Annotated in this window: 8 protein-coding genes and 5 pseudogenes; 9 read left to right on the top strand and 4 right to left on the bottom strand. The window is 57.9% G+C overall.

The features are described from left to right. Positions 1-72: 72 nt before the first annotated feature. The 4 genes and pseudogenes from ACIOWA_RS14615 to ACIOWA_RS14600 form a co-directional block, all read left to right on the top strand. Positions 73-327, top strand: a pseudogene (locus ACIOWA_RS14615) (LysR substrate-binding domain-containing protein); the annotation flags it as partial. A gap of 218 nt (positions 328-545) precedes the next feature. After that, complete coding sequence (locus ACIOWA_RS14610) at positions 546-977, top strand: hypothetical protein (RefSeq protein ID WP_401160420.1); 432 nt, start codon at positions 546-548, stop codon at positions 975-977. Next, positions 974-2442, top strand: a pseudogene (locus ACIOWA_RS14605) (RAD55 family ATPase). The gene ACIOWA_RS14610 and the pseudogene ACIOWA_RS14605 overlap by 4 nt, the downstream one beginning before the upstream one ends. After that, positions 2439-3383, top strand: coding sequence for a sensor histidine kinase (locus tag ACIOWA_RS14600; RefSeq protein WP_401160418.1), 945 nt, complete (start codon positions 2439-2441; stop codon positions 3381-3383). Before ACIOWA_RS14605 ends, ACIOWA_RS14600 begins: the two are co-directional and overlap by 4 nt. 156 nt (positions 3384-3539) lie before the next feature. On the opposite strand, the gene ACIOWA_RS14595 is transcribed toward ACIOWA_RS14600, so the two are convergent. From ACIOWA_RS14595 to ACIOWA_RS14585, 3 genes and pseudogenes are all read right to left on the bottom strand, one after another. Beyond that, positions 3540-4499, bottom strand: a complete 960-nt coding sequence (locus tag ACIOWA_RS14595) for a GGDEF domain-containing protein (RefSeq protein ID WP_401160416.1) — start codon at positions 4497-4499, stop codon at positions 3540-3542. Between the two features lie 399 nt (positions 4500-4898). Next, positions 4899-6401, bottom strand: a complete 1503-nt coding sequence (locus tag ACIOWA_RS14590) for a sensor domain-containing diguanylate cyclase (protein ID WP_339434008.1) — start codon at positions 6399-6401, stop codon at positions 4899-4901. Between the two features lie 191 nt (positions 6402-6592). Beyond that, a pseudogene (locus ACIOWA_RS14585) lies at positions 6593-6901 on the bottom strand (GNAT family N-acetyltransferase); the annotation flags it as partial. 94 nt (positions 6902-6995) lie between these two features. On the opposite strand from ACIOWA_RS14585, the pseudogene ACIOWA_RS14580 reads away from it, so the two are divergent. Both ACIOWA_RS14580 and ACIOWA_RS14575 read left to right on the top strand, forming a co-directional pair. Then, a pseudogene (locus ACIOWA_RS14580) lies at positions 6996-7109 on the top strand (AraC family transcriptional regulator); the annotation flags it as partial. Between the two features lie 12 nt (positions 7110-7121). After that, positions 7122-7298 (top strand): annotated as a pseudogene (locus ACIOWA_RS14575) (LysE family translocator); the annotation flags it as partial. Here the strand turns inward: ACIOWA_RS14575 and ACIOWA_RS14570 are convergent. Then, positions 7295-8065, bottom strand: coding sequence for a helix-turn-helix domain-containing protein (locus tag ACIOWA_RS14570; protein WP_401160414.1), 771 nt, complete (start codon positions 8063-8065; stop codon positions 7295-7297). The pseudogene ACIOWA_RS14575 and the gene ACIOWA_RS14570 sit on opposite strands and share 4 nt — an antisense overlap. 232 nt (positions 8066-8297) lie before the next feature. Between ACIOWA_RS14570 and ACIOWA_RS14565 the strand changes: the two genes are divergently transcribed. The 3 genes from ACIOWA_RS14565 to ACIOWA_RS14555 are packed head-to-tail and all read left to right on the top strand — an operon-like array spanning position 8298 to position 11874. Further along, entirely contained in the window at positions 8298-9923 is a 1626-nt protein-coding gene (locus ACIOWA_RS14565) for an APC family permease (RefSeq protein WP_401160412.1), read from the top strand. Between the two features lie 22 nt (positions 9924-9945). Next, complete coding sequence (locus ACIOWA_RS14560) at positions 9946-10872, top strand: 4-hydroxyproline epimerase (RefSeq protein ID WP_401160410.1); 927 nt, start codon at positions 9946-9948, stop codon at positions 10870-10872. Positions 10873-10926: 54 nt separating this feature from the next. Then, complete coding sequence (locus ACIOWA_RS14555) at positions 10927-11874, top strand: dihydrodipicolinate synthase family protein (RefSeq protein ID WP_339434004.1); 948 nt, start codon at positions 10927-10929, stop codon at positions 11872-11874. The last annotated feature ends 1 nt before the right edge of the window (position 11875 follow it).

Raw genomic sequence — 11875 nt, 5'->3', positions numbered from 1 at the left:
GACCAAGAAAAATTCGTTAATTTTATGTGCTGCATTCCTGTCGGGAATGCAGATTGCGTGCAGCTACCAGAGAACATGCGCATAAATGGACAGCTCACGTTCAATACGTCGATCCACATCGTAGAGGCAGCATGGGCGGGACTTGGCATTGCCTACCTGCCCGAGGAACAATTTGAGCACCATCTTCAGGAAGGCCGACTCATGCGCGTCCTGAAAGACTGGTGCACCCCGTTCGCGGGCTACTCTTTGTATTACCCCAGCCGACGCCAGCCCTCCCCGGCATTTACGCTGGTTTCCAATGCACTGCGCGAGACGTTTAACGGTTGAAAATTGCACAATCGCGTGAATAATTCGCAGCCGTTCAATATCAAGCGCTTCACTCATGGCTTACAAATCCTGCATGCAGGCTGGTAGCCGGATGGCTTGCAAACACCCTCCTTGCGCCACGGTACCTGCACGCCAGATTGGAATGCCGTTTCGATAGAGCGTCGGCTGTATGCTTTAGGGTGGACTATCAGAATCTATTCATCAGATATCAGTTATCCATGTCCACGCTTAGCGAAGAGAGCCGTCAGATCGTAGCTTCTCTGACGCGCCGCGTTGGTCCCAACGCTGACATTGCACAGATCGCCCATACGATCACATTAACCTTGCGGGATATGGACGCTGCCCTCACGCCCATTATCGGCCAGCAAGGGGTAATTGCGCTTTATCGTCGCAGCCTCCATCTGAGTATCTCCACCCATTCGCGTCTGGCCGGCACCTACGACAGTGTGCAGACCATGGACCTGACAGCCCTCAAGGCCGTACTTGTCGAGCAAACGAAAGCCGATGCACTGTTTTTTGGTGAAGTGTTGCTGACGACGTTTTACGCGCTGCTGACCACGTTGATCGGGCCTTCGCTCACCGCACGATTGCTTCGTGACGTGTGGGAACCTTCTTTGAGCGACACCCCCTCGCAGGAAAATTCGCCATGAGCACCAAAGTGACTATCAACCGCCTGGCCACCGGTGTGCCAGGACTGGACGAGGTGCTGGGCGGAGGTTTGCCGGAGTTTTCGTTCAACCTGATCGCCGGCCCGCCGGGATGCGGCAAGACCACACTGGCGCACCAGATGATGTTTGCCCTGGCGACCCCCGAACGCCCGGCGCTGTTCTTTACGGTGCTCGGCGAACCGCCGCTGAAAATGCTGCGTTATCAGCAGCAATTCGATTTTTTTGACAACGAGGCGATTAACCACTCGATTCGTTACGTCAACCTGGCCGCTGACACCCTGGCTGGCAATCTGGATGAAGTGCTGCGGCGCATCGTCAGCGAGGTGCAGACCCACTCCCCGGCGCTGGTGTTCGTCGACTCGTTTCGCTCCGTAGTGCTGGCCAGCCAGACTCAGGACAACCCGAACAACAACCTGCCGCAGTTCGTTCAGCAATTGGGCATGTTGATGACCACCTGGCAGGCGACCACCTTCCTGATCGGCGAATACTTCACCGAAACCGACACCAACCCGATTTTTACCGTAGCCGATGGGCTTATCTGGCTGCGCCAGAGCGTTCAGCGCAACTCCATGGTGCGCAAGATGGAAATCATGAAGATGCGCGGCCAACCGACATTGCCCGGTTTGCACACGTTTCGCATCGCAACGTCGGGGATCAAGGTCTTCGCGCCTGCGGCACTCAATCCGGTTGAGGCGCCACTGGAGTTTCCGATCAAGCGCCTGAAAATGGGCGTTCCGGCGCTCGACGAGATGTTAGGTGGCGGCCTGCCCCGTGGTTACTCGTTGCTGGTCGCCGGGCCATCGGGCCATCGGGCTCGGGCAAAAGCATTCTGGCCGGGACCTTCCTCGCTGAAGGCGCGCGTAATGGCGAAACCGGCGTGATCGCGGTGTTCGAACAACGGCCCCATCACTCCCAGAACGCCACTCTTGTGGACCTGGTTCGCAATGGACATGTCGGCTTGGTGGACAGCCGCGCCCCGGACCTGTCCATCGACGAAATCGTGCACTTGTTGTTGAGTGAGATCAGTCGACTGAAGGCGTCTCGCGTGGTCATCGACTCGCTGTCGGGTTTCGAACTGGCACTCGCACCGACCTTCCGCGAGGACTTTCGCGAATCGCTCTCGCGCATGGTCACTGCGCTGACCAGCGTCGGGGTCAGCGTGTTGCTGACTTCAGAACTGGAAGACCGCTACACCGACCTGCGTTTCAGCCCTTACGGCACGGCATTTCTCACCGACGCGATCATCGTCCAGCGCTATATTGAAGTTGAGAGTCGCTTGCTGCGCATCATGGCCGTGGTCAAGGTCAGGGCCAGCGCACACTCCGATGAACTGCGCCAGTATCAGATCGACGATAACGGCTTGCACATCGGCGCCAAGCTGCCAGATCAGGAAGACCTGCTTGGAGGCCGGCCAACCCGTCAGCGTCTTGGCAAAGACGAGGGATGAGCGAAGCCAATACCCAGCGTGCCGATAGTCGGCAAATCGAGCAACTGATCGAGGCCAATCAACAATTGGTTCTGGCTATTCTTACGGCACAGTCGGATGCGGAAAAACCACAGCACACCGCCGAAGAACAGCAGCGCTATCTGGAAATGCGCGAAGCCAACGAACAGTTGGTGCTCGCCGTCCTCAGCGCGCAACACCTGCAAGCCTCGGCCGAACAAAGCCTGGCCCAGCAACGCAACACCCTCACGCTGGTGGCGCATGAACTGCGTAATCCGCTGACCCCCATCAGTATGATCGCCGGTCGATTGGTGAGTGTGCCGAGTGAGGAGTTGCCGCGGATGCAGGCGCTGATTGAAGGTCAGGTGCAGCATATGTCTCGATTGGTAGAAGACTTACTCGACGTATCGCGCGCTAGTACCGGGAAGTTTCGTCTTGATCGCTGCAGTGTCGACATGATTCAGACCATCCATGAGGCCATTGAAATCTGTCGCCCGGTCATGCTCGCTAACGAATTGCATTTCAGCGCGCAGTTGCCTGAATACGCGTTGATGGTCGATGGCGATCCGGTGCGGCTTTCTCAGATTCTCGGCAACCTGTTAGGCAATGCTGCCAAGTACACACCAGCCGGTGGCAACGTCACACTCTCGGTCACGGCCGAAGATAATCTAATGCGACTTTGTATCTGCGATACGGGGATTGGCATTTCTTCCAAGGCGCTGCCTTTTATCTTCGAACCCTTTGTTCAGGACGTTCACGCCATCGGCTTCAACGTGGCCGGCCTCGGTATCGGCTTGACGGTGGTACGGGAGTTAGTCGAAGTTCACGGTGGCACCGTAACGGCCTTTAGCAAAGGTGATGGAAAGGGGAGCACGTTTGTAGTGACGCTAGCGCTCGTGAACTGTGCAGCAGAGCCCACCCTGAAAGCCCCCGCTCAACACTAACGGCGCCGATGCTAGAAAAGACTCTCCCCGTACGCCATCAAGGCGACAAAACCTTGCGCCGTTACCTACGACTTCGCCACAAACCGCCGGTTTGTGCACCTGGAGAGCGGCTTCTATCGTTCGTCGCTCACTCAAAACAGTGTTCGAGTTTGTTAGCTAAGCCTCAGCAACCTCTACCCTGTTGCGTCCCGCTGACTTGCCTTCATAGAGCGCGTAATCGGCCCGTGCAATGGCGTCGCTGAGCGCCTCCTCAGCGCGGTATTGAGTGATGCCGATGGACAGAGTAACGCTGACCTTTTGGCCATTACTGTAAATCTCCAATGCCTGGACCGCCTTGCGTGTGCGCTCCGCGCTATCAGTGGCATGGCTAAAATCCGTGTCCGGCAATATGACAAGAAACTCTTCGCCCCCCCAGCGGCCGATAAAGTCTTGCTCACGCATTGAACATTTGAACAATTGACTCACTGCTTCGAGTACGCGATCACCGGCATCGTGACCGTACAGATCATTGACCTGCTTGAAGTGATCTATGTCCATCAACATCAAGGTGAGATTGCTGGGGCGTCTATGGTGCCGTGCCAAAATTTTCTCGGCCAACTCAATCATGTGCCGACGGTTGAACAGGCCGGTCAATGAGTCCGTCGTTGCCATACGCGCAAGACTTTTATGCGCACGGGTGACCGTGACCACATAGAACAGCGCAAGATAACTGAACATGCAGAACACGACTGTCAGATTGAAAATATGCACACCCAACAGGGCATTGGAGGAGATCGGTTGCAGAGGACTGACGAACCACATCAGTACATCCAGGCTTACGTAGTAAACCCACAACCAACCGGCGTATACCCAGGCGCTACGGGCGCGCATGCTAACGAACAGGGCCGGAATAAACATCAGCAAGAAATAGTGAAAACCACTTCCCCAGCCAACCAGGACCGTCCCCAGCCCGGCGTGCACAAGCACTTCAATGCGAATGAGTAGAACGGCCAACCGATTTCGTCGCTGCTTGAACGCGCGATAGGCGTAGACATACATGGCCACGCTGACCACGTTTATCCAGGCCAGAATGGGAGAGCCAAGAATGAGGAAAATGAAAAAGAAGGCAACATCCACGCTGCCTGCCAACTGACAGCAACGCATGGAAAGCTGCCAGAATTCTGGCCGAGCGTCGTGTCTGGTTGGGTCTTGCGAGGGTGTCCCTTGCATCGAACCGGCTACCTCTATGTCCGGGTATAAATCCGGTTTTCAGGTTGACTGCCTCACAACAGCAAATGAGGCGTTAAAAGGCTTCGTGGGGCGCTGGACTGAAGGTACGAGGCTATGCATCAGCTGTCTAGTGGCTACTGGCCGCTTTATTGAAGAGGATGGTCATTCGGAGTTTCTTTAGCCTGAATCGCTCTTCGTTCCGCAGACAGGCGTAAACGTCGGTTTTTGTTTGATATCGCTCGTTCGTGTCCGGTAGACAATCGGCACAAAAACGCCTCGAAGCCTCTATAAACAGCAAGACCGGTTTCAAACGCCGATCAGCCACTGATTACGCCCCGACGCCTTGGCACTATAGAGCGCCTTGTCTGCCACCTCGATCACCCTTTGCCAGTGATCCAGTTGCGATCCAGTGGCGGTCGCAATCCCGATACTCACGCTGACTCGTCCAGACGGGCTGGCGTTGTGCGGGATATTCTCCAATGCCAAGCGGTCGAGAATAAGTTGCGCAACCACCGTTGCGCCTTCTACGTCGGTGTCGGGCATGATGACGCCCATCTCTTCTCCGCCATAGCGTGCCGCGAGATCCGAAGGTCGTCTGACACACTCCTCGATAATTTTGCCGACGCTCTGCAGGCACACATCGCCGGCGACATGGCCGAACGAATCGTTGAACAGTTTGAAGTAGTCAATATCAATCATCAGCAAGGCCAGCGTCGTGCGCTCGCGTTGTGCGCGCCGTGCTTCCAAGGCAAGACTCTGATCAAAGCAGCGCCGATTTGCCAATCCGGTCAGGGCGTCCTTCATTGCGAGCAACTCAAGCTGACGATTCGATGAGAGCAACTGCTGTTGAGTCTCGCGCAACTGGTCTTCTGCCGTGGTTCGCCTTCGGATATCCACGATCAAAAACCAACCGATCAGACCGGTTAGCCCCAGCAGCCCCGTCACTACCACCCCTGACAGCAACGCCTCCGTTCGCCAGGCGGCGAGCGCTTCGTGTTTGCCAAGCGCAATGGTCGTGATCAGCGGCAGCCGGTCACTCTTGCGGAAGGCGTAGAGCCGCTCCACACCGTCCAGACTGGAAGTAAACGAGGCCGTGCCGACTGAACGATCAACGAGATACTTGGCATAGATGGGCGACTTGGAAAAGTTGCGCCCCATGTCCTGCTCGCGGAAGGGATAACGAACCAGCAACGTACCATCGGTATAGGACAATCCGATGGCACCGTCCTGCCCCACATCGATCGTTCCAAACAGTCGAAGGAAGTTTTCAATGCCCAAGGTGACCGCCACCACGCCGGCAAATGCTCCATGCGCATCATTGAAGCGCCGGCTGACGGTGATCACCCACTCTTGATTAGAGCGGCTCTGGATGGGCGGGCCGATGAAGGTTTCTGGGGATGGATCGTCGCGGTGATGAATGAAATAGACCCGATCACGGCTGTTCGCCCCGAAGGGAATCGGCCCGTTGGAGGACATCAACCAGCGGCCCTGATTATCGTAGACCGTGATGCCACTGAGCTGTGGCATCAGGGGCTCCTGCCGGCTGATCAAGGCGCTGAGCCGTTCGATCTGTGCCGGGCCGCTGCCCTCCGTTTCCAGGCGCTCGACGAGCCCGAGCAAGAGCACCGAGCTTTGCCGGACAATGCCTTCGGAATAGGTGGCAAGCGCCTGCGTGAGGTTCAACCCATGGACGTCCACTTCTTTCAGTGCACGCTCTCGAGAAGCCAATACTTTCCAGACCGTCAGCGACGCCAGAGAACAGCCAATCACTAACAGCAACAGCACCACCAGGTGGGTATCACGCTTCACGTCACTACCTTATGGAAAGTCCATTTTTTTGCGTTCCAGCCACTATAGGCCATGGCGATGGCCTGCTTCGCGTGGGCAAGGATACAAGCAGCGATAGCTCGCTGCAGCAACAGATTATGCGAGCGGTGAAAGTACATCGCCGTGTCTGAACAGTGCACCTGTGAACCTTCTGGAAAAGGACGTTGACTGCCACCGGCCTTCTGATAAATCTTGCGCGCCGCCGTCAGGTTGCTCGTCGTCCACAAAGTGATGTTCTTGTAACCGATCTGCCGCGCAAACCGCAGACACTCTTCGACCAGTCGAGCGCCGATGCCCATGCCCCGTGCGCTGGCGTCGATGTAGAGCATGCGCAATCGTGCGGTGGTTTCGTCTTCGCGAACGATGAACACCGAACCGATGACCCTGCCGTCCTTTTCCGCGATCCAGCAGCGCTCGGATTTGGGGTCGAAGTCGCGCAGGTAGTTGGCGACCACTTCAGCCACCAGCGTTTCGGCCTCTGAGCCTCTGCACAAATCGTCTAAACGCCTGCAGGCATTGCGGGTATTTTAGCGAACCACACCGTTATCAGTTGAACCCTGACCTCTGGAGCCTTCCGTGGAGAAACGCAACTGGATCGAGTTGTCCCAGGATGTCGATACCGGGATTGAATCGATCCGCGCCCATTTTCAGGGACATGCCTACGATCCACACTGGCTGGAGAGTGAGTTGCATGCCTACGGACGGCTGCTGGTGTTGTCACTGCTGTTTTTGTTGGTGTCGTTGCCGTGCATGACGTTTTGGGCGTTGCTGGGTGCAGGCAGTACGCGGCTGTTCGGTTCAGCTCAGGCGTTCAAGCGTATGAACGCGCTGCTGGCTTTTTCGCTGCTGCTCTCGGCGTGGTTGACGATGTTGGTCTAATGCCCGGTCGCCTGGCGATATTGCCTCGGCGTAAACCCCGTCGATGCCTTGAACTGGCGGGTGAATGCGCTGTGATCGGTGTATCCGCACTGCAGCGCAACATCGGTGATTGGCAGGTCGGTATGGAGCAGGCGATGGGCATGTTCCAGCCGAACTTTCTGAATCATCTGTCGGGGCGTCAGATGGAAAACCCGTTTGCAGTAGCGCTCCAGTTGCGCGACTGAAATGCCAGCGATACGGGTCAGTTCGCCCAGCGTGACACGCCGATTGAAATGCCTGCGAATGTGTTCGTCGACAGCCGCCAGTCGCTGGAACGCCGGATGGGTTTCGCTGGCCGATTGCAGGTCCACCGAAATGCCTGCCAAGCCGATGATCTCGCCGTCACGGCTGTACAGCGGTTGCTTGTGGGTCAGGCACCAGCCCGGTTCGCGGCTGCCGTACAGGTGCAGTTCGAGCTGATCCTCAAGCACAAACCCCTCCTCCAGCACTTTGCGATCCTGCTCTGTGTAACCTGGCCCTAGCTGCGCCGGGAACACTTGCGCGCTGGTTTTGCCGAGCAGCGGGCGCAGATCCTTCAAGCCACAACGCTGCACCAGTGTGCGGTTGGCCAGCACGTAACGGGCCTGCACATCCTTGATGAAAATCGCCGCATTGGGGATCACGTCTAGCATTGGCAACAGTAGCGTCGCGCCGGCCAATAGCTCTTCAAGGGTTTGTGGACGGTTGCCGTCACCGCCCGGATTCAGGATCGAAAACGCGTTACGCATCAAATCTCTCTGCCCTGTTCGTGAGTGAGCCAAGTGCCCGCCATACGGCATTTGCGTGCAGATTGCAGCATCGTTCAAATCGTGTCGAGGCCCGCATTTCATCTGCGCCATTGTGCTGATTTCGTCATTGATCCCCGCGCAAAACATCAATCGCAGCCAACGCGATGAGTTCAAAGTCTGGCCCCAGTGACACCACAACTGCCTATCCAATAACTCACAAGAAGGCGATGCCATGTCAGGCCAAGGCAAGTTCAAAAAACAGCTTTCACTGATCGACCTCACATTTATCGGGCTCGGTGCGATTTTCGGTTCGGGCTGGTTGTTCGCAGCCAGCCATGTGTCCGCGATCGCCGGGCCAGCGGGGATTTTCTCCTGGCTGCTGGGCGGCTTCGCGGTGTTGTTGCTGGGCATCGTCTACTGCGAACTGGGCGCGGCGTTACCCCGTGCCGGGGGCGTGGTGCGTTATCCGGTGTACTCGCACGGACCGCTGCTCGGCTACCTGATGGGGTTCATCACTCTGATCGCGTTTTCCAGTCTGGTGGCAATCGAGGTGGTTGCTTCGCGCCAATACGCGGCGGCATGGTTTCCCGGTCTGAGCAAAACCGGCAGCGGTGATCCGACCTTCCTTGGCTGGCTGGTGCAGTTTGGCCTGCTGTGCGTATTTTTCCTGCTCAATTACCGCAGCGTGAAGACCTTCGCCAAGGCCAACAACCTGGTGAGCATCTTCAAATTCATCGTGCCGCTGCTGGTCATCGGTGTGCTGTTCACGTTCTTCAAACCGGAAAACTTTCAGGTGCAGGGTTTTGCGCCGTTCGGCCTGTCGGGTGTGGAGATGGCCGTGTCGGCGGGCGGGATCATTTTCGCTTATCTGGGGCTGACGCCGATCATTTCGGTGGCCAGTGAAGTGAAAAATCCACAACGGACCATTCCGATTGCACTGATTCTTTCTGTGCTGCTGTCGACCCTGATCTATGTGCTGTTGCAAATGGCCTTTCTCGGTGGCATTCCGACCGATCTGCTCGCCAACGGTTGGGCCGGCGTGAGCAAGGAATTCGCCCTGCCGTACCGCGACATCGCCCTGGCATTAGGCGTAGGTTGGCTGGCTTATCTGGTGGTTGCCGACGCTGTGATCTCACCCAGCGGCTGCGGCAACATCTACATGAACGCAAACCCGCGAGTGATCTACGGCTGGGCGCAAACCGGCACGTTCTTCAAGGTGTTCACTCGAATCGATGAGAAGTCCGGCATCCCGCGTCCAGCGCTGTGGCTGACCTTCGCGCTGTCGGTGTTCTGGACCCTGCCGTTTCCGTCTTGGGAAGCGTTGATCAACGTGGTATCCGCCGCCCTGGTGTTGAGCTACGCCGTGGCCCCCGTGTCAGTGGCTGCACTGCGCCGCAACGCGCCGAACATGCCGCGTCCGTTCCGGGTCAAGTGCATGGGCGTGTTAGGGCCGGTGTCGTTCATCATCGCCGCGTTGATCGTCTACTGGTCGGGCTGGAGCACGGTGTCGTGGCTGCTTGGCCTGCAAATTCTGATGTTCGTGGTGTACTTGTTGTGTGGCCGATTCGTGCCAACCGCGCACCTGAATCTGGCACGCCAGGTGCGCTCTAGCGCGTGGCTGATCGCGTTCTACGCCGTGACCATCGTGCTCTCGAAACTCGGCACATTCGGCGGTCTGGGCATCCTCGCCCACCCTTTCGACACCCTCGTCGTGGCCGCTTTTGCAACCGGCATTTATTACTGGGGGGCTGCGACCGGCGTGCCGGCGCATCTGCTGCGCCTTGAGGACGACGATGAAGACAGTGAAATCGTCTCCACCGCAACTCGCGTGAATGCGCAGCCTGCCGGCGCCTACTGAAATCACTCAACGGGACACGTCCATGAAACGAGTACACGTCATCGATTCCCATACCGGCGGAGAACCCACACGTCTGGTGATGAAAGGCTTCCCCGATCTGCCCGGCACCACCATGGCCGAGAAGAGAGATGCTCTGCGTAATCAGCATGACCAGTGGCGGCGTGCCTGCCTGCTGGAACCCCGGGGCAACGACGTGCTGGTGGGTGCCCTGTATTGCGAGCCGGTGTCGGCGGACGCCACCTGTGGGGTGATTTTCTTCAACAACGCCGGCTACCTGGGCATGTGCGGCCACGGCACCATCGGCCTGATCAATTCGTTGCAGCACTTGGGGCAGATCGCCCCGGGTGTGCACAAGATCGACACACCGGTCGGGCCGGTCAGCGCGACATTGCACGAAGACAGCAGCGTGACCCTGGGCAACGTGCCGTCCTGGCGTTATCGCAAACAAGTGTCGGTGCAAGTGCCTGGATATGGCCGCGTGTCTGGCGATATCGCTTATGGCGGCAACTGGTTTTTCCTCGTCTCCGAGCACGGCCAAACGCTGACCATGGACAACGTCGAGCACCTCACGGCGTATACCTGGGCGATGCTCAAGGCCCTTGAAGACCAAGGTATATACGGCGAAAACGGCGCGGTCATCGACCACATCGAACTGTTTGCTGACGACACCCACGCCGACAGCCGCAACTTCGTCATGTGCCCCGGCAAAGCCTACGACCGCTCACCGTGCGGCACCGGCACCAGCGCCAAACTCGCCTGCCTGGCCGCCGACGACAAACTGCAACCGGGCGAACGCTGGGTGCAAGCGAGCATCACCGGCAGCCAGTTCGAAGGTCGCTTCGAATGGGAAGGCGAGCGCGTTCGCCCTTACATCACCGGCCGCGCCTGGATGACCGCCGACAGCACGCTGCTGATCGATGAAAAAGACCCATTTGCGTGGGGCATCTGAGCCTCGCGCTGATTTTTCACCTCAATTTGAACGATGTGCCAAGGAGATAAAACAATGAGCGACAACATCTTCACCGGCTGCATGCCGGCCCTGATGACCCCGTGCACCGCCCAGCGCAAACCGGACTTCGATGCGTTGGTGGCCAAGGGTCGTGAACTGATCGACATCGGCATGAGCGCGGTGGTGTATTGCGGCTCCATGGGCGACTGGCCGCTGCTGACCGAGGCCGAGCGTCAGGAGGGGGTGGCGCGGCTGGTCGCGGCAGGCATCCCGACGATTGTCGGCACCGGTGCGGTCAATACTCGCGAAGCGGTTGCCCATGCGGCCCATGCGGCAAAAGTCGGCGCTCAAGGTTTGATGGTGATTCCTCGCGTGCTGTCCCGCGGTGCTTCGGCCACTGCGCAGAAAGCCCACTTCGCCGCGATTCTCCAAGCCGCTCCCGGGCTGCCGGCGGTGATCTACAACAGCCCTTATTACGGTTTCGCCACCCGCGCCGATCTGTTCTTCGAACTGCGCCGCGAGTATCCAAACCTGATCGGCTTCAAGGAATTCGGCGGTGCCGCCGATTTGCGCTACGCCGCCGAAAACATTACCTCCAAGGATGACGACGTGACCCTCATGGTCGGTGTCGACACGCAAGTGGTCCACGGTTTCGTCAACTGCAACGCGACGGGGGCAATCACTGGTATCGGCAATGCCCTGCCCCGTGAAGTGTTGCAACTGGTGGCGCTGAGCAAGCAAGCGGCCAAGGGTGACGCCAAGGCGCGGCGTCAGGCACGGGAGCTGGAGTCGGCACTGGCGGTGTTGTCCTCCTTCGACGAGGGCTGTGATCTGGTGCTGTATTACAAACACCTGATGGTGCTCAACGGCGACAAGGAATACACCCTGCACTTCAACGAAACCGATGTGCTGAGTGACGCCCAGCGTCGCTATGCGCAGAACCAGTATTCGCTGTTCCGTCAGTGGTACGAAAACTGGTCGGCGGAACAGCGCTTCGCCTGAC

This window comes from Pseudomonas sp. NPDC087614, from assembly GCF_044743485.1.
GTDB classification, from domain to species: domain Bacteria; phylum Pseudomonadota; class Gammaproteobacteria; order Pseudomonadales; family Pseudomonadaceae; genus Aquipseudomonas; species Aquipseudomonas baetica_A.
The sequence above is the reverse complement of the archived record's forward strand: the minus strand, read 5'-3'. Positions and strand labels throughout refer to the sequence as shown.